Origin of the sequence: Rhodococcus sp. USK10 (genome assembly GCF_019378875.1) — a bacterium.
Lineage (GTDB): Bacteria > Actinomycetota > Actinomycetes > Mycobacteriales > Mycobacteriaceae > Rhodococcus_F > Rhodococcus_F pseudokoreensis.
In genome coordinates this window covers 5,354,598-5,380,236 of the sequence record NZ_CP076048.1, presented here as the reverse complement: position 1 = coordinate 5,380,236, position 25,639 = coordinate 5,354,598, and the positions used below count along the sequence as shown (strand labels likewise).

25 protein-coding genes are annotated in these 25,639 nt (G+C 69.7%); 16 read left to right on the top strand and 9 right to left on the bottom strand.

Features of this window, described 5'->3' with window-relative positions:
- Positions 1 to 10 precede the first annotated feature (10 nt).
- On the bottom strand, positions 11 to 796 hold the full coding sequence (locus tag I1A62_RS31970; RefSeq protein WP_124396302.1) for a 2-keto-4-pentenoate hydratase: 786 nt from the start codon (positions 794 to 796) through the stop codon (positions 11 to 13).
- Between the two features lie 147 nt (positions 797 to 943).
- Between I1A62_RS31970 and kstD the strand changes: the two genes are divergently transcribed.
- From kstD to I1A62_RS31955, 3 genes are all read left to right on the top strand, one after another.
- Positions 944 to 2,662: a 3-oxosteroid 1-dehydrogenase gene (gene kstD / locus I1A62_RS31965; protein WP_219456278.1), complete on the top strand. Its 1,719-nt coding sequence runs from the start codon at positions 944 to 946 to the stop codon at positions 2,660 to 2,662.
- Positions 2,652 to 3,518 (top strand): MaoC/PaaZ C-terminal domain-containing protein, encoded by an 867-nt coding sequence (locus I1A62_RS31960; RefSeq protein WP_219456276.1) that lies wholly within the window; start codon positions 2,652 to 2,654, stop codon positions 3,516 to 3,518. The genes kstD and I1A62_RS31960 overlap by 11 nt, the downstream gene beginning before the upstream one ends.
- Positions 3,519 to 3,716: 198 nt before the next feature.
- Positions 3,717 to 4,217, top strand: coding sequence for a C40 family peptidase (locus I1A62_RS31955; protein ID WP_276137956.1), 501 nt, complete (start codon positions 3,717 to 3,719; stop codon positions 4,215 to 4,217).
- On the opposite strand, the gene I1A62_RS31950 is transcribed toward I1A62_RS31955, so the two are convergent.
- From I1A62_RS31950 to I1A62_RS31930, 5 genes are read right to left on the bottom strand one after another with little or no spacing between them, the layout of a single operon-like run.
- The gene (locus tag I1A62_RS31950) at positions 4,196 to 4,510 is read right to left on the bottom strand and encodes a hypothetical protein (RefSeq protein WP_124396298.1); all 315 of its coding nucleotides are present in this window, start codon (positions 4,508 to 4,510) and stop codon (positions 4,196 to 4,198) included. The genes I1A62_RS31955 and I1A62_RS31950 overlap by 22 nt on opposite strands.
- Positions 4,507 to 5,730, bottom strand: a complete 1,224-nt coding sequence (locus I1A62_RS31945) for a DUF58 domain-containing protein (protein ID WP_219456273.1) — start codon at positions 5,728 to 5,730, stop codon at positions 4,507 to 4,509. The genes I1A62_RS31950 and I1A62_RS31945 overlap by 4 nt, the downstream gene beginning before the upstream one ends.
- Complete coding sequence (locus I1A62_RS31940; protein WP_087559456.1) at positions 5,727 to 6,683, bottom strand: MoxR family ATPase; 957 nt, start codon at positions 6,681 to 6,683, stop codon at positions 5,727 to 5,729. The genes I1A62_RS31945 and I1A62_RS31940 overlap by 4 nt, the downstream gene beginning before the upstream one ends.
- A complete protein-coding gene (locus tag I1A62_RS31935) occupies positions 6,680 to 7,162 on the bottom strand; it encodes a hypothetical protein (protein ID WP_124396295.1) in 483 nt (160 codons plus the stop codon). Before I1A62_RS31935 ends, I1A62_RS31940 begins: the two co-directional genes overlap by 4 nt.
- Positions 7,144 to 8,118 (bottom strand): DUF4129 domain-containing protein, encoded by a 975-nt coding sequence (locus I1A62_RS31930; protein ID WP_219456271.1) that lies wholly within the window; start codon positions 8,116 to 8,118, stop codon positions 7,144 to 7,146. Before I1A62_RS31930 ends, I1A62_RS31935 begins: the two co-directional genes overlap by 19 nt.
- 121 nt (positions 8,119 to 8,239) lie before the next feature.
- Here I1A62_RS31930 and I1A62_RS31925 point away from each other — a divergent pair, with 121 nt between their 5' ends.
- Complete coding sequence (locus I1A62_RS31925; protein ID WP_374710846.1) at positions 8,240 to 9,550, top strand: TrpB-like pyridoxal phosphate-dependent enzyme; 1,311 nt, start codon at positions 8,240 to 8,242, stop codon at positions 9,548 to 9,550.
- Between the two features lie 42 nt (positions 9,551 to 9,592).
- Here I1A62_RS31925 and zapE read toward each other — a convergent pair whose 3' ends face one another.
- On the bottom strand, positions 9,593 to 10,510 hold the full coding sequence (zapE, locus tag I1A62_RS31920; protein WP_124396316.1) for a cell division protein ZapE: 918 nt from the start codon (positions 10,508 to 10,510) through the stop codon (positions 9,593 to 9,595).
- Between the two features lie 146 nt (positions 10,511 to 10,656).
- On the opposite strand from zapE, the gene I1A62_RS31915 reads away from it, so the two are divergent.
- From I1A62_RS31915 to I1A62_RS31860, 12 genes are all read left to right on the top strand, one after another.
- The gene (locus I1A62_RS31915) at positions 10,657 to 11,904 is read left to right on the top strand and encodes an aldolase/citrate lyase family protein (RefSeq protein ID WP_219456268.1); all 1,248 of its coding nucleotides are present in this window, start codon (positions 10,657 to 10,659) and stop codon (positions 11,902 to 11,904) included.
- Between the two features lie 87 nt (positions 11,905 to 11,991).
- The gene (gene alc, locus I1A62_RS31910) at positions 11,992 to 12,987 is read left to right on the top strand and encodes an allantoicase (RefSeq protein ID WP_219456267.1); all 996 of its coding nucleotides are present in this window, start codon (positions 11,992 to 11,994) and stop codon (positions 12,985 to 12,987) included.
- Entirely contained in the window at positions 12,984 to 13,916 is a 933-nt protein-coding gene (gene puuE / locus I1A62_RS31905) for an allantoinase PuuE (protein ID WP_219456265.1), read from the top strand. The genes alc and puuE overlap by 4 nt, the downstream gene beginning before the upstream one ends.
- Before the next feature lie 10 nt (positions 13,917 to 13,926).
- Complete coding sequence (locus I1A62_RS31900) at positions 13,927 to 14,640, top strand: GntR family transcriptional regulator (RefSeq protein ID WP_072939418.1); 714 nt, start codon at positions 13,927 to 13,929, stop codon at positions 14,638 to 14,640.
- 177 nt (positions 14,641 to 14,817) lie between these two features.
- Positions 14,818 to 16,359: an NCS1 family nucleobase:cation symporter-1 gene (locus tag I1A62_RS31895; protein ID WP_219456264.1), complete on the top strand. Its 1,542-nt coding sequence runs from the start codon at positions 14,818 to 14,820 to the stop codon at positions 16,357 to 16,359.
- A 10-nt stretch (positions 16,360 to 16,369) separates the two neighbouring features.
- A complete protein-coding gene (locus I1A62_RS31890) occupies positions 16,370 to 17,098 on the top strand; it encodes an aspartate/glutamate racemase family protein (protein WP_219456262.1) in 729 nt (242 codons plus the stop codon).
- Between the two features lie 74 nt (positions 17,099 to 17,172).
- Entirely contained in the window at positions 17,173 to 17,685 is a 513-nt protein-coding gene (gene uraD / locus I1A62_RS31885) for a 2-oxo-4-hydroxy-4-carboxy-5-ureidoimidazoline decarboxylase (RefSeq protein WP_219456261.1), read from the top strand.
- On the top strand, positions 17,685 to 18,014 hold the full coding sequence (gene uraH / locus I1A62_RS31880; protein ID WP_219456259.1) for a hydroxyisourate hydrolase: 330 nt from the start codon (positions 17,685 to 17,687) through the stop codon (positions 18,012 to 18,014). The genes uraD and uraH overlap by 1 nt, the downstream gene beginning before the upstream one ends.
- A gap of 3 nt (positions 18,015 to 18,017) precedes the next feature.
- Positions 18,018 to 18,929: a factor-independent urate hydroxylase gene (gene pucL / locus I1A62_RS31875; RefSeq protein ID WP_219456257.1), complete on the top strand. Its 912-nt coding sequence runs from the start codon at positions 18,018 to 18,020 to the stop codon at positions 18,927 to 18,929.
- Positions 18,929 to 20,296 (top strand): 8-oxoguanine deaminase, encoded by a 1,368-nt coding sequence (locus I1A62_RS31870; protein WP_219456255.1) that lies wholly within the window; start codon positions 18,929 to 18,931, stop codon positions 20,294 to 20,296. Before pucL ends, I1A62_RS31870 begins: the two co-directional genes overlap by 1 nt.
- Positions 20,297 to 20,300: 4 nt before the next feature.
- Entirely contained in the window at positions 20,301 to 21,110 is an 810-nt protein-coding gene (locus I1A62_RS31865) for a xanthine dehydrogenase family protein subunit M (protein ID WP_219456254.1), read from the top strand.
- Entirely contained in the window at positions 21,107 to 23,830 is a 2,724-nt protein-coding gene (locus tag I1A62_RS31860; RefSeq protein ID WP_219456252.1) for a molybdopterin cofactor-binding domain-containing protein, read from the top strand. Before I1A62_RS31865 ends, I1A62_RS31860 begins: the two co-directional genes overlap by 4 nt.
- Here I1A62_RS31860 and I1A62_RS31855 read toward each other — a convergent pair.
- The gene (locus I1A62_RS31855) at positions 23,827 to 24,303 is read right to left on the bottom strand and encodes an NUDIX domain-containing protein (RefSeq protein WP_219456250.1); all 477 of its coding nucleotides are present in this window, start codon (positions 24,301 to 24,303) and stop codon (positions 23,827 to 23,829) included. The two genes, I1A62_RS31860 and I1A62_RS31855, sit on opposite strands and share 4 nt — an antisense overlap.
- 9 nt (positions 24,304 to 24,312) lie before the next feature.
- Positions 24,313 to 25,617 carry an NAD(P)/FAD-dependent oxidoreductase gene (locus tag I1A62_RS31850; protein WP_124396280.1) on the bottom strand — a complete coding sequence of 435 codons (1,305 nt, stop codon included), beginning with the start codon at positions 25,615 to 25,617 and terminating at the stop codon, positions 24,313 to 24,315.
- Positions 25,618 to 25,639: the final 22 nt, after the last annotated feature.

Here is a 25,639-nt window from a genome sequence, read left to right as displayed (position 1 = left end):
GAACAGACTCCTACTTGAACTGCAGGGATACGGTGCCGAGCCCACTGAACTCGGCGCGGAAGTGATCGCCCGGGTGCGCGTCGATGGCGCGGGTGCAGGAGCCGGGCAGTACGATGTCGCCGGCCTTCAACCGCACGCCGAAGCTCTCGACCTTCTGCGCGAGCCAGGCGACGGCGGTCACCGGGTTGCCGAGTACCGCGTCGCTGCGGCCCTCGGCCTTGGTCTCGCCGTTGCTCGTCAGGACGGCGTCGATGGCCTTGATGTCGATGTCCGCCGGCCGCACCCGGTTCTTGCCGAGCACGAAGCCGGCGGACGACGCGTTGTCGGCGATCGTGTCCGGCAGCGTGATCTTCCAGTCGGTGATCCGGCTGTCGATCAGTTCGATGGACGGCGCGAATGCCACGGTGGCGTCGAGGACGTCCTGTTCGGTGCAGCCTGCGCCGGGGAGGTCGGCGCCCAGCACGAACGCGACCTCCACCTCGACGCGGGGGAAGCAGAACCGGGCGGTGTCGACGGGCTGGTCCTCGAACACCTCCATGTCGGCGAGCAGGTGCCCGTAGTCGGGTTCGTCGACGCCCATCATCTGCTGCATGGCGAGCGACGACAGGCCGACCTTGTGCCCGACGACCTTCGCGCCGTCCTGCAGCCGGCGGCGGATGTTGAGGAGCTGGATCTCGTAGGCGTCGACGACGTCGATGTCGGGATGGTCCGCGGTCAGGGGGCCGATGGGAGCGCGGCCGCGCTCCGCGGCGTCGAGCTGATCCGCCAACTCGGTGCGTAGTTGCGTCGAGAGCATGGTCTGAGGCCTTCCCTGAAGTTCGTTTAGGTGCGCACGCCCACCGGTTTTCACTGCAACGTGTTTCGTTCTTCTTCGTTGGCGTCAGTAATACTTCCTGGCAGAAAGGATAGACTGACAACCCCATCATTCTATAACGTGTTCTACATGAGCAAGCACGAATACGACATCGTGGTCGTCGGTAGCGGTGCCGGTGGAATGACCGCGGCCCTGACCGCGGCCCACAAGGGACTCAGCGTCGTCATCCTCGAAAAGGCAGCGCACTTCGGTGGCTCCACCGCACGCTCCGGCGGTGGCGTCTGGATCCCGAACAACGAGGCGCTGATCGCCGCAGGCGTCGAGGACACCACCGACGCCGCGCGGACCTACCTCCACAGCATCATTGGCGACGTCGTCCCGAAGGACCGGATCGACGCCTACATCGACCGCGGCCCCGAGATGCTGTCGTTCGTGCTGAAGAACAGCCCGCTGAAACTGCAGTGGGTGCCCGAATACTCCGACTACTACCCGGAGGCGCCCGGCGGTCGGCTCGGCGGGCGGTCCGTCGAGCCGACCCCGTTCGACGGCCGGAAACTCGGCGCCGACCTCGCGAAGCTCGAACCCGATTACGTCAAGGCCCCGTCGAATTTCGTGATCACCCAGGCGGATTACCGCTGGCTGAACCTGCTGATGCGCAACCCGCGCGGTCCGCTGCGGGCCGCCCGGGTCGGGCTCCGGTTCCTCGGCGCCAAACTCACCGGCAAACGCCTGCTCGTCCGCGGTCAGGCCCTCGTCGCCGGATTGCAGGCCGGACTGAAGGCCGCCGGCGTCCCGATCCTGCTCGACACCCCGCTCACCGACCTGTACGTGGAAGACGGTGTGGTCAAGGGCGTCAACGCCACGGTCGACGGACAGCCGCAGGTGTTCCGGGCGCGCCGCGGCGTGGTGATCGCGTCGGGCGGCTTCGAGCACAACGACGAGGCCCGCAAGAAGTACCAGCGGGCGCCGATCGGCACCGAATGGACCGTCGGCGCGAAGGCCAACACGGGCGACGGCATCTGGGCGGGCGAAAAGCTCGGTGCCGCGCTCGATCTGATGGAGGATGCGTGGTGGGGGCCGTCCATCCCGCTCACCGGCGGGCCGTGGTTCGCGCTGTCCGAGCGGAGCCTGCCCGGCTGCATCATGATCAACGAATCCGGCAAGCGCTTCGTCAACGAATCGGCACCGTACGTCGAGGCGACGCACGCGATGTACGGCGGGACGTACGGCCAGGGCGACGGACCGGGTGAGAACGTCCCGTGCTGGCTCGTCCTCGACCAGCGGTACCGCGACCGGTACGCGTTCGCCGGCGTCACCCCGCGGTCTCCGTTCCCCGGTCGCTGGCTGAAGGCCGGTGTCATCGTCAAGGCGGGCACCGTCGCCGAACTGGCCGGGAAGATCGGCGTGCCCGTCGACGCGCTCACCGAAACGGTCTCGCGCTTCAACACTTTCGCCCGCATTGGCAAGGACGAGGACTTCGGCCGCGGCGAGAGCGGATACGACCATTACTACGGGGATCCCCGCAACAAGCCGAACCCGAGCCTCGGCGCGCTCGAGAAGGCGCCGTTCTTCGCCGTCAAGATGGTTCCGGGCGACCTCGGCACCAAGGGCGGGCTCCGCACCGACCGCAACGCCCGCGTGCTCCGGGCGGACGGCAGCACCATCGAGAACCTCTACGCGGTGGGCAATGCCAGCGGTCCGGTGATGGGCCACACCTACGCCGGCCCCGGCGCGACCATCGGTCCGGCGATGACGTTCGGCTACCTCGCGGTCCTCGATATCCTCGACAAGTCCGCCCAGTCCGATTCGCCGACGTCACTGACCGGAGACGCCACCAATGCCCATTGATCCGAACATCGCCCTCGGGGCCGAACTGCCCACCCAGGAGTTCTCCTGGACGAGTTCCGACGTCCAGCACTACCACCTCGCCCTCGGCGCCGGAGCGCGCCCGCTCGACGAGAGGGAGTTGCGCTACCTGACCGACGGGACACCGCAGGTACTTCCGACGTTCGCCACGGTCGCGGCGAATTTCCACGCCACCGAGGCGCCGAGCGTGTCGTTCCCGGGAGTCGAGATCGACCTCGCCAAGGTGGTCCACGGCACCCAGGAAGTGACGGTGCACCGGCCGATTCCCCCGGAGGGCAAGGCCCGCACCACCACCCGCATCGCCGAGGTGTGGGACAAGGGCAAGGCCGCCGTCATCGTGCAGGAATCGGCGACCACCGACCTCGACGGCACCCCCCTGTGGACCGGGCGGTCGTCCATCTTCGCCCGCGGCGAAGGCGGTTTCGGCGGTGAGCGCGGCCCGTCCCGGTCCGTCACGTTGCCCGACCGGCCCGCCGACGTCGAGGTCGACACCCCCGTCCTCCCGCAGCAGGCACTGCTATATCGGATGTGCGGTGACCGCAACCCCCTGCATTCCGACCCGAAGTTCGCTTCCGCCGCAGGTTTTCCCGCCCCGATCCTGCACGGCCTATGCACGTACGGAATGGTGTGCAAGGCGGCCGTGGACGCGGTCCTCGACTCGGACGCAGCGCAGGTCGCGGGATTCCGGGTCCGGTTCGCCGGCGTCGTGTTCCCCGGCGAGACCCTGCACACGCGGATCTGGAAGGAACAGGGAAGACTCCTCATCTCGGCGACGGTCCCCGAGCGCGGTCACGCCCCGGCCCTGGCCGACGTGGTCCTGACCCTGACCGAGGGGTGACAGTTACCGAAATTTGACCGAATTCGCCCAGTTCGGGCGGATATTCGCAATTGTCAGGCACGACGCCGCAACACTTTGTACGCTGTCCGTGACCTCATCGAGACGTGTCAACCGATGGTCGGGGCGGTTCCACGGCTCTTCACGAGCAGTAGCGAACAAAGGGGGGACCTCGTGTCCCAGCGCAGTCCTCTCCGTCCCGTGCGCCGTGCCGCCGTTGCCGGTGCTCTCGCGTTCTGTGCGACCGCTCTCGTCGCTCTTCCCGCGAATGCCGCACCGGTGGCGGGCAGTTCCGACAGCGGCAGCACCGGCGGCAGTTCGATGGGTTCGTCCGTCCTCCCGACGCCCATTCCCACTCCGACGGGGCTGGCCGCGCTCGCGGCCGCGACGACCCAGACGGGCAAGCCCTATCTGTGGGGTGGGACGGGTCCGGACGCGTGGGACTGCTCGGGTCTGGTGCAATGGGCATTCCGGCAGGCCGGGGTGAACCTGCCGCGCACCACCTGGGAGCAGGCCGAGGTCGGTGCCCCCATTCCGCTGTGGGCGCTGGCTCCCGGCGACATCGTGGTGCTCAACGACGACGCCTCGCACATCGGTATCTACGCGGGCTTCGGTCAGGTCTTCAACGCGTACGGGCGCGGCGTTCCGGTGGGTCTGGCGCCGCTGTCGCAGTTCCACATCTACAGCATCCGCCGGTTCTGACGGCCGCCGACGTACGGCCACACCGCGACGACGAACAGCACCACCACCGCGACCGGTCCGAGCAGGGCCGCCCACGCGGGCACATCCGGCAGTGCCGCCGCCAGCACGGCCACGGTGCCGGCGGCGACGGCCCCCAGCAGTAGCGTCGGGATGCCCCGGGCGGGGCCGACGTAGGCGACGAGCAGCAGTGCTGTCGCCGCGACCCCGGCAGCGGCCGCCGCGGGCGCGGACGCGTCCCCCAGGACGAGCGCGATGAGCGCCCCCTGCACCGCGAGCACCGCAACCCATCTCATCGGTGCGCTCCCGACGGCCTGCGGGCCCGGTCCGCGAGGGCCAGCGCCAGATCCAGTGCGGAATCGTCGTCCCACGCCACCACCGGGACCCCGAGGACACCCATGTTCCGGTACATGTTCCGCCGCTCGAGCCGCCACATCCGGCCGGTCATCGGATCGAGTTCGTGCTCGAACGGCGGACCGCGCAGGACGTCGACGGCCACGACGACGTGACCGCGCCGCCGCAACTCCAGCAGCGACAGCGCGAACCCGGTGTCCAGCATGGTGGAGAACGCGATGACCACCGCTCGCGGCGGCAACGCGACCCGCGGGACCAGCGTGCCTTCAGCCGCGCCCTCGTCGGAGTCGAGGACGGTGTCGAGGATCCGGTAGAACTGCCTGCGCCCGATGTCGGCGCCGAGCCACCGCAGCCGGAGACCGTGGGCGACGACCCCGGCCCGATCGCCGCGTTGCAGGGCGGTCTGCACCACCTGCGTCGCCCCGCGGACGGTGCGGTGCAGACTCTCCGACGCCGGGCCGGGCGCCTGCGGGGTGGTGTCGAGTACGGCGACGACGTCCGCGGCGCGGTCCATGATCCGTTCGGTCACGTGGAGCCTGCCGCGCCGGGCACTGACGGGCCAGTTGACGCTGCGCAGCGGATCTCCCGGGGCGTGCGGCCGGATGTCGCCGAATTCGACTCCCGAACCGAATCGGCGAGTGCGATGTGCGCCGATGCGGTCCGGAAGCGGGGCGTGCGGGAGTGGCGTCGGCATCGGCGGTGCGAGCGGAAAGATCCGCAGTTCCGCGGCGGGCACCCGCGCCGTCGCGGTCAGCAGGCCGCCGCCCGCGCGCGCCGTGACGATCACGGCGGGTTCGTATCGGCCCCACCGGTCCGCCGACACCAGGTACTCGCCGTCGCCGGTCTGCTCGACCCGATAGCTGTCGGACGGCGCCGGTGTCACCGCCAGTTCCGCCGCGCCGCCGCACGCCGTCACGTCCACCGAGAACCGCACGGATTCGGATTCGAAGCACCGCAGCGTGCCGCCCGAACTGGCGACCCGCACTCCGGTGGCCGGTCGCGGCAGCCACGTCAGCGCACCGAGCGCGCCCAGCATCGGGGCGGCGAACACCGTCAGTTCCCACCACCGCCCCACGACGCCCACGGTCAGTGCCACGGCCGCGCAGGTCGCCAGGGCGAGGGCCGCCGGCGACGCCCGCCACGTCAGAGGCTGCTCCGTCATCGTGCCCTCGGCGCGGGGAGGCGGCGCAACAGTTCCGCGAGGACGTCGTCGCTGCGGATACGGCGCACCCACATCTCCGGCCGCAGGCTGATGCGATGCGCAACGGCGGGAACGGCCAGCGCCTTGATGTCTTCGGGAATGACGAAGTCCCGGCCGGCGAGGAGGGCGCGTGCCCGCGCCAGTTGGACGAGGTCGAGTTCGGCGCGGGGACTGGCCCCGACCTCGACCTGCGGGTGGTGCCGGGTGGCGTTCGCGAGTGCGACGACGTAGCCGAGGACGTCGTGATGAACACTGACCTGTTCGAGCGACTCCCGCATCGCCAGGAGGTCTGCGGCATCGACCACCTGCTCGACGACGACGGCGGCGGATCCCCTGTCCAGCCGGCGGCGTAGCATCTCGTGCTCGTCGGTCTCGGTGAGGTACCCCAGTCTCAGGCGGAGCGTGAACCGGTCCAGCTGCGCCTCCGGCAGCGGGTAGGTGCCCTCGTATTCGATGGGGTTGTCGGTGGCGAGCACGACGAAGGGACGCGGCAGGATCCGGGTGGTGCCGTCGACGCTGACCTGCCCCTCGGCCATGGCCTCGAGCAGCGCGGCCTGTGTCTTGGGCGGGGTGCGGTTGATCTCGTCGGCCAGCAGCAGGTTGGTGAAGATCGGGCCCGGACGAAACTCGAACCGTCCCGACGGCATGTCGTAGATGGTGGCGCCGAGTAGGTCGGCGGGCAGCAGGTCGGGGGTGAACTGGACGCGTGTGAAGTCGAGCCCGAGAGCCGCGGCGAAAGAGCGGGCCACCAACGTCTTTCCGAGTCCGGGCAGATCCTCGATGAGCACGTGTCCGCCCGCGAGCACGGCGAGCAGAATCGACGTGAGTTCGTCGTGCTTGCCGACCACCGCCCGTTCGACCTCCGCCAGCACGGCGTGGGCGCGCGCGGTGGTGACCTCGGCGGGCATCGTCACAGCTGCTCCAGTCGTTGCAGGATCCGGTCGAGGACGTCCCGGCCCGGACCGGGCTCCGTCCTGTCGACGCGCTGGACGCCGTCGGGATCGACCCACCGCCACAGGTCGCCGAAGAACACTTCACCGGCCGCCGCGGTGTCGGCGGGGTCGAGTCCCTGCCGCTGTCCGGTGGACTGCTGGAATTCGCGCGCCAGCAACGGACGCAGATGGTGATCCCAGTCGCCGCGTGTACCGTCCGCCCAGCTGATCAACGATTCCGTCCGCGCCATCCAACGAGCCGTCGCCTCGGCCCGTTCCGCTTCCAGGCCCGACGTCTCGTCGTCGACGTCTGCCGGTGCCATCCGTCGCCGAATCTCGAAGAGCACCAGTGCGGTCACCGCTCCCGCGATCAGCACGGCGGCGCCGTACCGGCCCGCGGCCACCAGTGGGACCTCCACGGCCAGTACCGCTGCGACACCGATTACGGCGACGGCGAGCATGCGTCGCTCCCCAGGTCGTCGAGCACGCGCCGGAGCAGGTGCGCGGCCTCGTCACGGTGGTGTTCGCCCATCGGATGCAGGCTGAACCGCGCCTCCGAGAACAGCCGGACCAGCGGGGCCGCCGCCTCGAAGCGCAGCGCCCCGAGTTGCACTGCGCGAGACAGCACTTCGGACGGCGTGTCCGAATCCCGCGGCTCGGCGCCCGGCGCCGTCCGCAAAGCGTCCTCCATCGCGGCGTAACTGGCGATGATGGCTTCGCGCGGCGGCAGACCGGTGGCCACGACCACGGCGAGACCTTCCTCCGCGGCCCGGGCCAACGACTGCGCGCCTGCCGGAGCGTCGGGGGAACTCGCCGCGGTCCAGGCGCCGACCCGGGACCGGAGGGGACGCCGCGCGACGCCACCGAGGATCAGCACCGTCACCAGGATCGGTCCGACAATCGCTGCCGCGGTCCATAATTCCGCGAGGTCCTCGCGGGCCTCGGCGACCGTGTCGGGCGGCGGGACGGTCTCGCCGGGCGCCACCTGGTCGGTGCGGTCGGCCCCCTCGTCGGTGGCCTGGCTCGATGTCGACTGCTGACGGCCCGGGGGTTCGTCGCCGCGGACGGATCCGAGGAGGAACGCCGCAGCCACGAGAAGGGAGGCGAACACCGCCCACCCGACCACGTGCCGGCGCGAGACCGAGGACCCGGTGTTCCCGGTCGGCCCGACCGTCGGCGGGTCGGGGGCGACCCGGGGCCGTCCACCGCGGACGGCCGACGCGAGCGCCACGGCCGCGACGACGACGGCGATCGCGGACAGGACGACCAGCGCCCGCGTCGCCCCCGCACCCGGCTCCGCAGTCGTGGCCGGGGTGTCGGGTGCGGGGACCGCCCTGACCACAAGGGTGACCGTCACGACGGCCGCCAGCAGGGCGACCGTGTGGACGACCCTGCTCATCACCCGACGGTCCGGCATCCTCACTCCCGAGTTGCCCCTCCATCGTGACACGCGGAGACCGTGAAAATCACTCGTTCACGGCGGCGGACGGCGCAGCATGTTCGGGACGCATCCATCGACGAAGGAGAGTTACTTGACCATGTCCCCGGTAACCGGAGCCGAACTGGCTCGTTCATTGGAACCCCTGGGGGTGGCGGTTCCCTCGGCCGTTCCCACGCATTGGTACAACCTGGCGGCGGATCTTCCGGAACCCGTTCCACCGCATCTACATCCGGGTACACGGGAGCCGCTGGGACCGGAGGACCTGGCACCGCTGTTTCCGGCGAGCCTGATCGAGCAGGAAGTCGCGACCGACCGTTACATCGAGATTCCCGAGACGGTTCGGGAGATCTACGGCATGTGGCGCCCGTCGCCGCTGGTGCGGGCGCATCGGCTCGAACGGGTGCTCGGCACGCCTGCACGGATCTACTACAAGTACGAGGGTGTGAGCCCGGTCGGCTCGCACAAGCCGAATACGGCTGTCGCGCAGGCCTACTACAACGCACTCGAGGGCACCACCAAGCTCACCACCGAGACCGGCGCCGGCCAGTGGGGCGCGTCGCTGTCGTTCGCCGGTGCGCTACTCGGTCTCGACGTCGAGGTGTGGCAGGTCCGCGCGTCCTACGACGCGAAGCCGTACCGCCGACTCCAGATGGAGGCCTATGGCGGCATCTGTCATCCGTCGCCGTCCGACCTCACCGACGCGGGCCGGGCGATTCTCGCCGAGCACCCCGACACGACGGGGTCGCTGGGGATGGCGATCAGCGAGGCCGTCGAGGTGGCCGCCAAGGATCCGCAGGCGCACTACTCGCTGGGCAGTGTCCTGAACCACGTCATGCTCCATCAGACCGTGATCGGCCAGGAGGCGATGGCCCAGCTGGAGGAGGCGGGCGAGCCTGTCGCGCACACGGTATTCGGTTGCGCCGGGGGCGGTTCCAACCTTGCCGGCCTGACCTTCCCGTTCCTCGGCCGCAACCTGCGCGAAGGCACCACCACCCGCCTCGTCGCGTGTGAGCCGGCGGCCTGCCCGTCGCTGACGCAGGGCGAGTACCGCTACGACTTCGGCGACGTCGCGGGGCTGACGCCGCTGTTGAAGATGTATACGCTCGGCAACGACTTCGTTCCGCCTGCGATCCACGCGGGCGGTCTGCGGTACCACGGCATGTCGCCGATGGTCTCGCACGCCGTCGCGCTCGGACTGATGGAGGCGACCGCGATCGAGCAGGACGACGCACTCACCGCGGGCCTGCTGTTCGCCCGCGCCGAGGGCATCATCCCCGCGCCGGAATCCACGCACGGTGTGGCCGCGGCCATCGCGCACGCCCGCACGGTCACCGAACCGGAGGTCGTGGTCATCGGACTGTCCGGCAACGGCCAGCTGGACCTCCCCGCCTACAGCCGGTACGTCTGATCGATCCACCGCCGGGGCAGATCTTCGGGTCTGCCTCGGCGGTCACCGACTCAGCGTCGACAACCGGCTCACCAGGCGGTCGACGTCGAGGGTCCCCGTGAGTCCGCTGAACATGCCCTCCCACGGCGCGTCCGCCACGACGGTCAGCGCGGTGCCGCGGTCGTACAGCACGTCGACGACGTTCGCGAACCGCCGCACGGTGTCCGCGCCGGCCTCCCGCAGTCGGGGCACACCGGTGATCACCCAGCAGCCGAACCGCTCGGACAGGTCGAGGTAGTCGGCGGGCGCGGTCGGGGTGCCGCACAGCGCCGCGAACTCGAACCAGACCGTCCGGTCGCGTACCGCCGCTGCCGTCACGGTGCGCGTGCCGACGGTCAGGGCGACCCGCTCGGACGGCGCGGGACCCTCGATTGCGGACGCGGGGACGAACCGGCCCGCAGCGAATCCGGCAGCCGGCGCTCCCGCGGTGCGGTAGTCGACGGGTCCGGCCACCCTCACGACGGTCAGATTCCGTTCCAGCACGGCGATCGACGGCGCGAACAGGTGATGGAACAGCGGATTCGGCAACAGCCCGTCCGGTGGATAGTTCGACGTCACGACCAGCGTGATGCCGCGGGCGAACAGTGCCTTCAGCAGGCGCGCCACCAGCATCGCGTCCCCGACGTCGTGGAGGTGGAACTCGTCGAAGCACAGCAACCGGACGTCGCCCAGCGCCGCGTCGATCGCGAGGTCGATGGACCCCAGCGTGTGCGCGTCGGCGTGGAGGCCTCGGAAGAACGAGTGAAAGTGCACCCGCCGTTTCGGGACGTCGGAAGCCGTGTGGAAGCGATCCATCAGCCACGTCTTGCCCCGTCCGACGGGCCCCCACAGGTACACGCCGCGAACCCCGGGTCTCCCCTGTGCCAGGCCGTCGGCGGTCTCGTCCAGGACGGCCGCGGCCGAGCGCTGCGCGTCGTCCAGCAGAACCTCTACATCCACGGAAGGAGACACTACGAACGGAGAGTCTCGGGCGACAAGCAGATGTGAGCAGGGAGACTGTGCGGCGCGACGGCCCGAACGCGGCAGACCAGGCGACGAGAATCCCGCATTTCTGGGAAGATCGTGACGTGAACCCCCAGTACCTCAGCCGTCTCCCCGACAGCGGTTTCGATCGCGTCGACGCACTCCTCGCGCCCGTCGACGACGACCTCGCGGCGGCGTTTCCGGGTGATCGGCAGCAACCGCAGCCCATCCACACCGTCTACGTGAGCGCGGCGGACGCCGGTCCGGACACCCCGAGGGTGTGGGGTGAGCAGGCTGTCGAACTGCTGGACAGGTACGCGGATGCGCTGTCCGAAATCGGCACGACCGGTGCACTTCCCGACGTGCGCGCGACGCTGGGGCGCAGTCCGATCCAGGATCTGCGGATCGACTTCGAGGACGGCTACGGCTGGCGGAGCGACGACGTCGAGGACGCGGCCGCACTGGAGACGGGTCGCACGCTGCGACAACTCTCGTCCGACCCGTCCGGGCCGCGGTCGCTGGGGATCCGCGCGAAGGGCCTGGCGCCGCACGAGCGCCGCCGCGGCATCCGCACGCTCGAACTCGTCCTCGAAGGCGCGGGTGGGGTTCCCGACGGCTTCGTGTTCACCGTGCCGAAACTGCGTGCGGCCCAGCAGGTCACCGCCGTCGTCGCGTTGTGCGAGGAACTGGAGAGCGCGTACGGGCTTCCCGACGGGTCGCTGCGCTTCGAGTTGCAGATCGAGAGCCCGCAGGCCGTCCTCGGGCCGGACGGCACCGTGACCGTCGCGAAGGCGATCCAGCTCGCCGAGGGACGCTGCACCGGATTGCACTACGGCACTTACGACTACAGCGCGGCCTGCGGAATCGCCTCCCGGTTCCAGTCGCTCGAGCACCCGGTGGCCGACCACGCCAAGTCCGTCATGCTGGTGGCGGCGGCCCAGACCGGGGTGTGGGTGTGCGACGGATCCACCCAGGTGGTCCCGCAGGGCAGCGACGAGGAGATCCGCGCGGCGCTGGCCCGGCACTACCGGCTCGTCACCCGGTCGCTCGAACGCGGGTACTACCAGGGATGGGACATGCATCCCGGACATCTGATCACTCGCTGGCTCGCGACGTTCGACTTCTACCGCGACGCGCTGCCCGCCGCGGCCACCCGCCTGCAGGCCTACCTCGACCGCCAGGGCGGCGGGGTGATGGACGAACCGGCCACCGCGCAGGCCCTCGCGACGGTGGTGCTGCGGGGGCTGGCGTGCGGCGCGTTCGACGAGGACGCGGTCCGTGCGCAGGCCCCGGGATGCACGGTGGACACGCTCCGCGACCTCCTCACCCGGGCGGTGGTTCCGGAGATCTGACCGCCTCCCCGGCCACGAGGACCACCCGCACCACCCCCGCCGAGGTCCTACACTTGGCCCACGCCCGATCAGGAGGTAGCAGCACCCGTGACCCCGAACGCTTTGACCCCGCCCAGCTTCCGGATTCTGCCGGACCTGGCCGTACGCACACTCGGCGGCGCCGTCGTGTGGGCCAACGACGAGCTGTTCGCCGAGCGGGAGAACCTCATCCGCCCGACGGCCGCCGAGTACCAGCCGGCGACATTCGGGCACAAGGGTCAGGTGTACGACGGCTGGGAGACCCGGCGGCGACGCGTGACGGGCACGGACGAGGCGATCGTCCGGCTCGGGGTTCCCGGTGTGGTGCGCGGCGTCGTGGTCGACACCGCCTGGTTCAAGGGCAACTACCCGCCCGAGATCTCCGTGCAGGCCGCGTCCGTCGACGGCTACCCGTCCGCCGACGAACTGGTCGCCGCCGACTGGACCACGATCGTCGAGCGCAGCCCCGTTCAGGGTGACACCGAGAATCCGTTCGCGGTCGACTCCGACGCACGGTGGACGCACGTGAAGCTCACGATGCACCCGGACGGCGGTGTCGCCCGGCTCCGCGTGCACGGCGAGGGCCGTCCCGACCCCCGTTTCCTCGACGCGGGCCCCGTCGATCTCGCGGCCCTCGAGAACGGCGCCCGAGTCACGTCCTGTTCCAACATGTTCTACGGTTCGCCGCAGAACATGCTGCTCCCCGGTCTCGCCCGGGTGATGGGCGACGGCTGGGAGACGTCCCGCCGCCGCGACGACGGCAACGACTGGGTCGAGATCCGGCTCGCCGCCCAGGGCACGGTGTCGCTGGCCGAACTCGACACCTCCTACTTCCTCGGCAATGCCCCCGGCGAGGCGAGCCTCCTCGGCCGGGACGACGACGGCGAGTGGACGGAACTGCTGCCGCGGACGCGCCTGCAGCCCGACACGAGGCACCGCTTCGTCATCGACAGCGACCGGCCCGTCACGGAGGCCCGGCTCGACATCTTCCCGGACGGCGGCATGGCGCGGTTGCGGTTGTGGGGTTCCCTGACCGAGGCGGGTCGGGCAGGGTTGACGGCATGACCCACGGTTTCGACGACAGCTATCCACGTGACCTGGTCGGATACGGGCCGCACCCGCCCGATCCGCAGTGGCCGGGCGGCGCGAAGATTGCCGTCCAGTTCGTCCTCAACTACGAGGAGGGCGCCGAGAACAACGTCCTCCACGGCGACGACGCGTCGGAGACGTTCCTGTCCGAGATGGTCGGTGCGCAGCCGTTCCCGAACCGGCACATGAGCATGGAATCGATCTACGAATACGGTTCCCGCGCCGGACTGTGGCGGGTGCTCCGGGCGTTCGAGCGGCGCGGACTGCCGCTCACGATCTTCGCGGTGGCCAAGGCCATGCAGCGGAACCCGGAGGCCGTCAGCGCCTTTCGCGAACTCGGTCACGAGATTGCCTGCCACGGCCTGTGGTGGAAGTCGTACCAGCTGTCCGACGAGGACGCCGAACGCAGGGACCTGGCGGAGGCGGTGGAGATCCTGCGGGACCTCACCGGCGAGGCCCCGCTGGGCTGGTACACCGGCCGCGACTCCCCGGTCACCCGGAAGCTGGTGGTCGAGCACGGTGGCTTCGAGTACGACTCCGACTCGTACGCCGACGACCTGCCCTACTGGGTGAAGGTCGACGCCCCCGGGAAGGGCCTCGTCGACCACCTGGTGGTGCCGTACACCCTCGACACCAACGACATGCGGTTCGCATCCCCTGGCGGTTTCCCGAGCGGCGAGCAGTTCTTCGCGCACCTGCGGGACGCCTTCGACGTTCTGTACGCGGAGGGCACGGCCGGGGCGCCGAAGATGCTGTCCGTGGGTCTGCACTGCCGCATCGTCGGCAGGCCCGCCCGCACCGCGGCGCTGGAGCGTTTCCTCGACCACGTGCAGTCCCACGACGACGTGTGGGTCGCCCGCCGCATCGAGATCGCCCGCCACTGGCGCGCCGTCCACCCGGCCTGAGGACGGCCCGATGCCCCCGCGAAGACCGTCCTTGCTGGTCACGAACCTGGCCAACCGGGATCCCGGCAGCTCGCAGACCGTGATCCTGGAGGAACTGCGCCGGGTGATCCTCAGCGGCGGCGCCCCGCCGGGCACCCCGATTCCGGTGGACGAGGTGGCCGAGCATTTCGGTGTCAGCCGCATCCCGATCCGGGAGTCGCTGAAGACGCTGATCGGCGAGGGTCTCGTCGATCACCGGGCCAACGCCGGGTACACCGTCGCCCGGCTGACCGTCGACGAACTCGAAGAGCTCTACCTGGTGCGGGGCGTCCTCGAGTCGGCGGCGCACTCGGTGGCCATCACCCTCGCCGACGAGGCCGACGACACGAGGGCCCGGGAGACGTACGCGGCGCTCGACCGCTCGGTTCTCGAGGACGACCTGACGGCGTACCACCGGGAGAGCCGCAACTTCCACCTCGCCCTGGCGTCGCCGTGCCGGATGCAGCGGCTGCTGCACATGTTCGAGGCGGCGTGGAACATCACCGAGCCGGTGCAGCCGATGTCGCAGGTCGACACCCCGGAGCGGTTGCGGCTGCACCTCGGGCACCGCGACATGCTCGCGGCGTTCCTCGCCCGGGACGCCGCCGCGCTGAAGGCGGCCACCGATCGGCACAACGAACAACTCGACACGGTGATCGCGGCCCTGCCCACGGACACCGGAATCTTCCGGGACACGCCCGGGTAGGCCGTCCGGCAAGATATATTCTGGGCCCGATCGGCGCCCGCGAGAATATATCTTCGCCGTCACAGTCAGGAAATATCCGAAAACTACTTTTGCTCCCAGCGCTTCGGTGGTGTGCTTTTCACCGAGGCACCCTCACGTCGAAGCAGTCGTCTCCGGACTGCACCAGGGAGCAAAACGATGACTCAGACAGCGCCCTCCTCCTCCGAAGGGGAAACCGTCCCCGGTGCACACCTGGCCGGCGCCGGGCTGATCAAACCCGGCTACCACCCGCGACTGACCAACGACGACCTCGCGCCGCTGAAGACCCAGTCGTGGTCGTCGTACAACATCTTCGCGTTCTGGATGTCCGACGTGCACAGCGTCGGCGGATACGTCACCGCGGGCAGCCTGTTCGCGCTCGGGCTGACCAGCTGGCAGGTCCTCGTCGCCCTGGTGGTCGGCATCGCGATCGTCAACGTGTTCGCGAACCTGGTGGCCAAACCCAGCCAGGTCACCGGTGTCCCCTACCCGGTCATGTGCCGCAGCGCCTTCGGCGTCCTGGGCGCGAACGTCCCGGCCGTCATCCGCGGCCTCATCGCGGTGGCCTGGTACGGAATCCAGACCTACCTGGCGTCGCACGCGTTCGTGATCCTCGGTCTGAAGATCTGGCCGGGCCTGGCGCCCTGGGCGGACGTGCACGAGCACGGATTCCTCGGACTGTCGGCGCTCGGCTGGGCCGGGTTCATGACGATGTGGGTGCTGCAGGCGCTGGTCTTCTGGCGCGGCATGGAAAGCATCCGCAAGTTCATCGACTTCTGCGGCCCCGCCGTCTACGTCGTGATGTTGATGCTCGCCATCTACCTGATCAGCGAAGCCGGCTGGTCGAACATCAGCCTGAACCTCGGCGAGGTGAACTACACCGGCTGGTCGGCGGTGCCCGTGGTGCTGGGTGCGATCGCCCTTGTCGTGTCGTACTTCTCGGGCCCGATGCTCAACTTCGGCGACTTCTCCCGGTACGGAAAGACGTTCGCCGCGGTCAAGCGCGGCAACTTCCTCGGCCTCCCGGTGAACTTCCTGTTCTTCTCGATCCTCACCGTCGTCACCGCGTCCGCGACCCTGCCCGTGTACGGCCGCCTGATCACCGATCCGGTCGAGACGGTCGCGCAGATGGACAACCTGTTCGCCGTCGTCCTCGGTCTGCTCACCTTCATCGTCGCCACCATCGGTATCAACATCGTCGCCAACTTCGTGTCCCCGGCATTCGACTTCTCGCACGTCAGCCCGCAGCGCATCAGCTGGCGCACGGGCGGAATGATCGCCGCCGTCGGATCCGTCCTGATCACCCCGTGGAACCTGTACAACAACCCGGAGGTGATCCACTACACGCTCGAGACGCTCGGCGCCTTCATCGGGCCGCTGTTCGGAATCCTCATCGCGGACTACTACCTGGTGCGCAGGCAGCGGATCGTCCTCGACGACATGTTCACCATGTCGCACGACGGAACATACTGGTACAAGAAGGGTTACAACCCGGCCGCGATCATCTCCACCGTCGTCGGCGCGCTCGTCGCGATGGTTCCCGTGATCCTCAAGGCCCAGCCGTTCGGACTCGACGTGTGGGGCATGGCCGGCGCCGCCCAGTACTCGTGGTTCCTGGGCATGGGCATCGGATTCCTCTGCTATTTCGCGCTGTCCACCGGCGCGCGTCGTGCGCACCGCACGGGCCCGGCCGAGGTGTAGGTCGAGGAACGTGCACATCAAGATCGTCAATCCCAACACCACCCGGGCGATGACCGACAAGATCGGCGACTGCGCCCGCTCCGTCGCCGGGCCCGGGACGCTCGTGGAGGCGGTGAGCCCGCAGATGGGCCCCGCCTCCATCGAGAGTCACTACGACGAAGCACTCAGTGTCCCCGGGCTTCTCGAGGAGATCGCGCGCGGCGAGGAGGCCGGCGTGGACGGGTACGTGATCGCCTGCTTCGGCGATCCGGGCCTCGACGCGGCCCGGGAACTGGCCTCCGGCCCCGTGCTCGGCATCGCCGAGGCGGCCATGCACACCGCGAGCTTCCTGGGCCGCGGGTTCAGTGTCGTCACCACACTGGGACGCACCCGGGGGCGGGCGTGGGAACTCGCCGAACGGTATGGCATGCAACGCTTCTGCCTCGGGGTGCACGCGTGCGAGATCGCGGTCCTCGACCTCGACCGCGACCCGGATGCGGTGAAGGTGATCACCGAGGCCTGCCGCGTCGCCCTCGACCGGGACGGTTCGGACGCGATCGTGCTGGGCTGCGCGGGCATGGCGGACCTGTGCGCGGCCATCTCGGCGGAACTCGGCGTGCCGGTGGTCGACGGCGTGGCGGCCGCGACCCTCATGGTGCAGTCCCTCGTCACGCTCGGTCTGCGGACCGGCGCGCGCGGCGAGTTCGCGGCTCCCCTGCCCAAGAAGTACACCGGACTGCTCGAGGGTTTCGGTCGCTGACCCCGAATGGCTGCGGTCTGTGCGCCATAGTGGTAGCCAGAGGTACCGAAAAGGCGCACGAGCGAGGAGCCGTCATGACCGAACCGCCCGGCCTGATCGCGTTCAACGCGCTGAGCGACGCGCGGGCCGCCGACCTCCTGGTGCAGTGCTGCGCGTCGACGGTGTGGGCGCAGCGGATGGCCGCAGGCAGGCCGTTCCCGTCCGCCGACGCGCTGCACACCGCCGCCGACGACGTCCTGGCCGACCTGACCGAGTCCGAGATCGACGCGGCCCTGGCCGGTCATCCGCGGATCGGCGACCGCGCGGACAACCCGTCGTCGGCGCGCGAACAGTCGGCGGTCGCGTCCGCCGACGACGACGTCCGCGCGCGCCTGCGGTCGGGTAACGAGGAGTACGAGCAGAAATTCGGGCACGTCTACCTGGTGTGCGCGTCCGGTCGGTCGGCGCAGGAACTACTCGACGTGCTGCACGCGCGTCTCGGCAACGACGCCGCGACGGAACGCACGATCCTGCGGACCGAACTCGCCGCCATCAACCGGCTGCGCCTGGAACGCCTTCTCGGCGAGATCGGAGACACGGTCCCCTGATGTCCAAGATCCTGAGCACCCACGTACTGGACGCCACCGACGGCGCACCCGCGACGGGGGTGCACGTGCAGCTGGTGTCCTCGGCCGGCGACGTCCTCGCGAGCGCGACGACCGATTCGGACGGCCGCATCGCCGAGATCGCGCCGGACGGCTTGACCGCAGCCACCTATTCGCTGGTCTTCGCCACCGGCGACTACTTCGCCGCCCGCGGCCGGGAGACGTTCTACCCGGAGGTGACCGTCACGTTCGTCCTCGACGACCCGCAGCGGGGGTATCACGTCCCGTTGCTGTTGTCCCCGTTCGCCTATTCCACCTACCGCGGGAGCTGAAGAATGACCGACCTCACCGGCGCCATCGTCCTGGGCGAGCACCAGTACGGCAAGGCCGAGAACCGCATCGTTCGGATCTACCGCGACACCCCGCGACACGAAATCCGGGACGTGAGCGTGTCGACGTGCCTGCGCGGCGACTTCTCGGCGGCGCACCTCGCCGGCGACCAGAGTTCGGTGCTGCCCACCGACACCCAGAAGCAGACGGCGTACTCCTACGCGAAGGAGAAGGGACTCGACTCCATCGAGGAGTACGGGCTGACGCTGGCACGGCACTTCGTGGACGACGTGGCCCCCGTCGAAGGCGCTCGCATCGAGATCGAGGAATACTCGTGGCAGCGCGCCGTGGTCGACGGAGCGGAACACGACCACACCTGGGTGCGCAAGGGCGAGGAGGTGCGCACCGCGGCGATCACCGTCGACGCCGACGGCACGTGGGTGGTCGGCGGGCTCAAGGATCTCGTGATCCTCAAGTCCACGGGCAGCGAATTCTTCGGATTCCTGAAGGACGAGTACACGATCCTCGAGGAAACCCACGACCGAGTGATGGCGACGTCGCTGGTCGTGCAGTGGCGGTTCGTCACCACCGACGTGGACTGGAACAGCGTCTACGCCGGCATCAAGGAGCAGATCGTCGCGACGTTCGCGACCGTCCATTCCCTCGCCCTGCAGCAGACCCTGTACGAGATCGGCAAGGCCATCCTGGAGCGCTACCCCGTGCTCGCGGAGGTGCGGCTGTCCGCCCCGAACAAGCACCACTTCGCCCACGACCTCGCCCGTTTCGGCGTGGAGAACGACAACGAGGTCTTCCACGCCGCCGACCGCCCGTACGGCCTGATCCAGGCCACGGTGAAGCGTTCCGACGCCCCGGACCCCGGGCCCGCGTGGTCCGCGTACGCGGGGTGGCTCAGCTGATGTCCGACGTCCCCGGCACGGTCGTCGTCGCCGGTGCGTACGTCGCCACCGTCGACACGTCGGGTACCGAGCATCCGGACGGCTACGTCGTCGTCCGGGGCAACCGCATCGTCGACGTCGGTGCCGGCCGCGCGCCGGAGATCGAGGGCGCACGGGTCGTCGACGGACGCGGCTGCCTTCTGATACCCGGACTGGTGAACACCCACCACCACCTGTACCAGTGGATCACTCGCGGGCTCGCCGCCGACGACAACCTGTTCGGCTGGCTGACCACCCTCTACCCGATCTGGGCGGGCATCGACGCCGAGGCCGTCCGGACCGCGGCTACCGGCGGTCTCGCCTGGCTGGCGAAACACGGGTGCACGACCACTACCGACCACCATTACGTCGTGCCCCGCGACGGCGGCGACGTGTTCGGGGCCGAGATCGAGGCCGCCCGGACCGTCGGGCTGCGGTTCCACCCCAGCCGGGGGTCGATGGACCTCGGCCACAGCCAGGGCGGGTTGCCACCCGACTCCGTGGTGGAGCGTCTCGACGACGTCCTCACAGGCACCCAGGACGTCGTCGACCGCTGGCACGACCCGGCGCCCGACTCGATGCTGCGGGTCGCGGTGGCGCCCTGCTCCCCGTTCTCCGTCACCGCCGACCTGCTGACCGAGGCCGCGGCCCTCGCCCGGTCCGCCGGCGTACGACTGCACACCCACCTCGCGGAAACCGTTGACGAGCAGGACTTCTGCCTCGACCGGTTCGGCTGCACCCCGGTGCAGTACATGGAGCGACTCGGATGGGTGGGACCCGACGTCTGGTACGCCCATGCCGTCCACCTCGACGACGTCGCGATTACCACCCTGGCCGGCACCCGTACCGGTGTCGCCCACTGCCCCACGTCCAATGCCCGCCTCGGCGCCGGGATCGCCCGGGCCCGGGACCTCTACGCGGCCGGGGTCCCGCTAGGGCTCGGTGTCGACGGCGCCGCCAGCAACGAGGCGTGCAACATGCTCGAGGAGGCCCGCCACGCCGTGTTGTTCGCCCGGGCCCGCGGCGGCCCGCGCGAGATGACGGTGCGCACCGCGCTCGAACTCGGCACTATCGGCGGGGCCCGGGTGCTCGGCCGGGACGACGAACTCGGCTCCCTCGAACCCGGCAAACTGGCCGACCTCGCGCTGTGGCGGGTCGATACCCTCGCGCATTCCGGCATCACCGACCCGGTGGCAGCTTTGGTTCTCGGGGCCACGGCACCGCTGGAGTTGCTTCTGGTGAACGGGCGCGCCGTCGTCGAGCGTGGAAGAGTGATCACCGTGAACGAGGACGACGTCGCCGCGGAGGTCGAGCAGGCCCACCGGGCCCTGGTGCGCAAGGCGGGGTGAGACCATGGATCTGTCGTTCGTGACGGAGATCTCGGCGCCGCGCAGCCGGGACGACCTGCCCGCCCCGGAGCCCGGAACGGCGTACCTGGCGGGCGGCACCTGGCTGTATTCGGAGCCGCAACCGACGGTCACCCGGCTGGTCGACCTGGCCACCCTCGACTGGCCTGCGATCACCGTCCACGACGACGGACTCGAACTCGCCGCGACGTGCACCATCGAGAACCTCTGCAATGCACCGCTTCCCGCCGAGTGGTCGGCGAAGAACCTGTTCCGGCCGTGCGCCGAGTCGCTGGTCGCGTCGTGGAAGATCTGGCACACCGCGACCGTCGGCGGCAACCTCGCGCTGGCGCTGCCTGCCGGCGCGATGATCACGCTGTGCTGCGCGCTGGACGCCGAACTCCTGATCTGGACCCCCGACGGCGGCGAACGCCGGGTTCCGGTGGACCGGTTCGTCACCGGGGCGGGCCGTACGACGCTGGGGGCCGGTGAACTGATCCGCAGCATCCACCTCCCCGCCGCCGCGTTGCGGGGCCGCACGTCGCTGCGGAAGATCGCGTACTCGCCGCTCGGACGGTCCGGTGCCCTGCTCGCCGGACGCGTCGGCGCGGACGGATTCACGCTGACCGTCACCGCGTCGACCGTCCGCCCCTTCGTCCTGCGTTTCCCTGCCGTTCCCGGCACCGATCTGTTGAGCGCTGCTCTGGCCGAACGGATCTCCCCCGACGACTACCTGACGGACGCGCACGGCGCCGCGGACTGGCGTCGTCACGTCACGGGCGTCCTCGCCGAGGAGATCCGGAGGGAGCTGGAATGAAGTTGACGGTCGACGGTCAGTCGGTGGACGCCGACGCACGGCCCGGTCAGTGTCTGCGCACCTTCCTGCGGGAACAGCAGCGGTTCGCGGTCAAGAAGGGCTGCGACGCCGGGGATTGCGGCGCCTGTTCCGTGCTGCTCGACGGCGCCCCGGTGCACTCCTGTGTGGTGCCGGCGCATCGCGCGGAGAACCGCGAGGTGACCACCGCCGCCGGTCTCGGCAGTCCCGACCGACTCCATCCCGTGCAGCAGCAATTCGTTGACGCGGCGGGATTCCAGTGCGGGTTCTGCACACCCGGGATGGTGGTGACCGCGTCCGCGCTCGACTCCGCGCAACGCGCCGACCTGCCGCGCGCACTGAAGGGGAATCTGTGCCGCTGCACCGGCTATCGCTCCGTCCGCGACGCCGTCGGCGGCGTGTGCACCACCGAATCGGACAGTGCCGGTGAGTCGTTCGGACGTTCGATACCCGCACCCGCGGCCACCCGGGTGGTGTGCGGCGCCGAACCGTACACGCTCGACCTGGCCGTCGACGGGCTGACCCACATCCAGATCCTCGGCAGCCCGCATCCGCACGCCCGCATCACCCGTCTCGACACGTCCGCCGCCGAGCGACTGCCCGGCGTCCACGCGGTGCTCACCCATCGCGACAGTCCGGGCGTGGCCTTCTCCACCGCGCGTCACGAGTTCCGCACCGACGACCCCGACGACACCTACGTGTTCGACACGATCCTCCGGTTCCGCGGGCAGCGCGTCGCCGCGGTCGTCGCGGACTCCGTCGACATCGCCCGGCGCGCACTGCAGTTGATCGAGGCGGAATACGAAGTCCTCGAACCGGTCTTCGACCCCGACCTGGCGCGCCGCCCGGGTGCCCCCCTGCTGCACGGCGACAAGGGCGCCGAGTCCCGGATCGCGGACCCGGCCCGGAATCTGGTGGCCGAGGTCCACGGCGAGACCGGCGACCTCGCCGCCGGGCTGGCGGCGGCGCGGGGCACGGGCGCGGTGGTGGAGGGCACATGGCAGACCCAGCGCGTGCAGCACACGCACCTCGAAACCCACTCGGCCATCGGCTGGCTCGACTCCGACGGTCGCCTCACCCTCCGCAGCAGCACCCAGGTGCCGTTCCTCGTCCGCGACGAACTCGCTCACCTGTTCTCGCTCGACCGCGCACAGGTCCGGGTGTTCACGGCCCGTGTCGGGGGCGGCTTCGGCGCGAAGCAGGAGATGCTGGTGGAGGACCTCGTCGCCCTCGCCGTGCTGCGCACCGGCCGACCGGTGCAGTACGAGTTCACCCGGACCGACCAGTTCACGATCGCCCCGTGCCGACATCCCATGCGGGTGTCGGTGAAGGTCGGTGCCGACGGCGACGGCACGCTGACGGCACTCGCCGTCGACGTGCTGTCGGATGCCGGAGCGTACGGCAATCATTCGGTGGGGGTGATGTTCCACGGTTGCAGCGAATCCGTTGCGCTGTACCGGTCGCCGAACAAGCGGGTGGACGCCCAGGCCGTCTACACCAACAACCTGCCGTCCGGGGCGTTCCGCGGCTACGGGCTGGGGCAGATCATCTTCGCGGTGGAGTCCGCGCTCGACCAACTGGCCGCGGAGTTGGGGATCGATCCGTTCGAGTTGCGTCGTCGCAACGTGGTGGTCCCTGGTGACGACTTCGTCGATTTCGAAGTCGAACACGGCGACCTCACGTACGGCAGTTACGGACTGGACCAGTGCCTCGACCTGGCGGAGGCCGCCCTCCGCCGCGGCAACGACGCGCTTCCACCGGACGGGCCGCAGTGGCGGGTCGGCGAGGGCATGGCGGCGTCCATGATCGCGACCATTCCGCCGCGGGGGCACTTCGCGGACGTGTCCTGCACCCTCGTCGAGGGCAGCCGGTACGAACTGCGGGTGGGCACGGCCGAGTTCGGGAACGGCACCACCACCGTGCACGCGCAGCTCGCCGCGTCCGCGCTCGGCACCACCGCCGACCGGATCACGGTGATCCAATCCGACACCGACGTCGCCGGGCACGACACCGGAGCGTTCGGTTCGGCAGGCACGGTCGTCGCCGGGAAGGCGGTGCATCTCGCGGGAACCCGGCTGCGGGAGCAGCTGTTCGAGGTCGCCCGCCGCGTCGCCGGTGCCGCCGAGGACAGCGACTGCGCGCTCACACCCGACGCGGTCGTGGTCGCCGGGCGGACCGTCGAACTCGACAAGCTGGTGCCCGAGGGACCGCTCCGGGCCGAGGGCCACCACGACGGCACCCCGCGGTCGGTGGTGTTCAACGTGCACGCCTTCCGGGTCGCGGTCGACACCGTCACCGGGGAGGTCCAGATCCTGCAGTCCATCCAGGCGGCGGACGCCGGCACGGTCCTCAATCCGCAGCAGTGCCGCGGGCAGGTCGAGGGCGGCGTGGCGCAGGCCATCGGCAGCGCGCTGTACGAGGAGATGCTGCTCGACGGCGCCGGGACCGTCCTCAACTCGCAGCTGCGGAACTATCACATCCCGCAGCTCGTGGACGTGCCGGACACCGAGGTCTACTTCGCGGACACCTACGACGAACTGGGCCCGCACGGCGCCAAGTCGATGAGCGAGTCCCCGTACAACCCGGTCGCCCCGGCACTGGCCAACGCGATCGCGGACGCCACCGGCGCGCGGCTTCGGCGGCTCCCGATGACCCCCGCCGCCGTCTGGCGTGCGGCTTCGCCGCCCGTGAGTACTTATTAACGTCGGGCGGTTAAGAAGTACTCACGGGCGCGACGCGCAATCGGCCGCTGCCCCTTGACCAGCTTGTTCTCGGCGACGTCCGCCGGGAACCAGCGGGCGTCGTCGACCTCGGGGAACTGCTGAATCTTCCCCGACCGCGGCGGCCATTCCAGGTCGAACGTGTTGCTCTCCACGAAGGCGACGTCTTCGCTCACCTCTGCCGCGTACACGGTGATCACCTTGCGTGAGGGCTGCCGGAATTCGCCGAGTAACTCGTACTCGACCGCAGGCGGCGGTGCGCCGATCTCTTCCTCGTATTCCCGCAGCGCGGCCGCGTACGGATCCTCGCCGTCGACGTATTCGCCCTTGGGGATCGACCACGCGGCCTCGTCCTTGCGCGCCCAGAACGGGCCACCCATGTGCACGATCCACAACTGGAGCACCCCCGCATCGTCGGTGCGATACAGGAGTACTCCAGCGCTGGTGACGGTCATGGGACCACGTTAGGCCGCGGCGTCCTCTCGCTGGTCGCTCAACTCGATCGTTTCGATCTCCTGGGCGTAGTGGAAGTGCGGGCGGCGGTGTCCGAGGAACGAACCGCACCACGACATCACCGCGACGTACCGGTTGCGGAATCCGACCAGGTAGACGAGGTGCACGGCGAGCCACAGGAACCAGGCGAGCACACCGGTCAGCTCGATCTTGCCGACGCGGGTGATGGCACGGAACCGGTTGATGATCGCCATGCTGCCCTTGTCGCGGTACGTGAACGGCGTGCCGAGGGCGCGTTTCCCGGTGATGATGGCCGCGACGTGGCGTCCACCCTGCATCGCGAACGGCGACTGCGCGGGCAGGTTGTTCAGCGACGCCATGTCGCCGATCGCGTAGACGTCGTCGTAGCGGCCCACTGTGAGGTCCTCGTCGACGAGCAGACGGCCGCCGCGCCCGGTCTCGCAGCCGGTGCGGTCCGCGAGCACCGCCGCGAAGTCGTTGGCCTGGATGCCTGCCGACCAGATGATCGTGTCCGCCGTGAGGCGCTTCTCGAATCCGGTACTCGGCGACGACAGGGTGGCGCCGTGCTCGTCGATGTCGGTCACCATCGTGCCGAGCACCAACTCGACACCGGCCTTTTCGAGCGAATCCTGGGTGTATTTGCTGAGCTTGCCGCCGAACACCGGCAGCGCCTCCCCCGCACCCTCGACGAGGGTGACGGTGACGTCTTCGGACGTGACGTCGCGGAGCGACTTCTCGAAGTAGCGGCCCGCCAGTTCCTTGATCTGACCTGCGAGTTCGACACCGGTCGGGCCGGCACCGATCACGATGAAGTGCAGCAGGTCGCGGCGGCGTTCCGGGTCGGAGGTGGTGTGCGCCTCCTCGAAGCAGCGGACGATCTGCCTGCGCAGCCGGTCGGCGTCGGCGACGGTCTTGAGCGCGTACGTGACCTCGGCGAACTCGTCGCGGCCGAAGTAGGCCTGCCGGGCACCCGTGGCGGCGATGAGGCTGTCGTAGCCGATCGTGTGACTCACGCCGCCGGCCTCGTAGACGACCTCTTTCTTGTCCGGGTCGACGTCGACGACCCGGCCCAGGCGGACGTCGCCGCTGGGGTACTTGGCGAGGATCGCGCGGATGGACGGGGCGATCTCGCCGGGCGAGATGACACCGGTCGCGACCTGGTACAGAAGGGGTTGGAACAGATGCTCGGTGGTCTCGGAAATCAGCACGAACGGCGTGCCGGCCTTGCCGAGCTTCTTCGCCGCCGCGAGTGCGCCGAATCCCGATCCCACGATGACGACCTGTGTGCGATCCACCGAAAACCTCCTACTGCTTCAA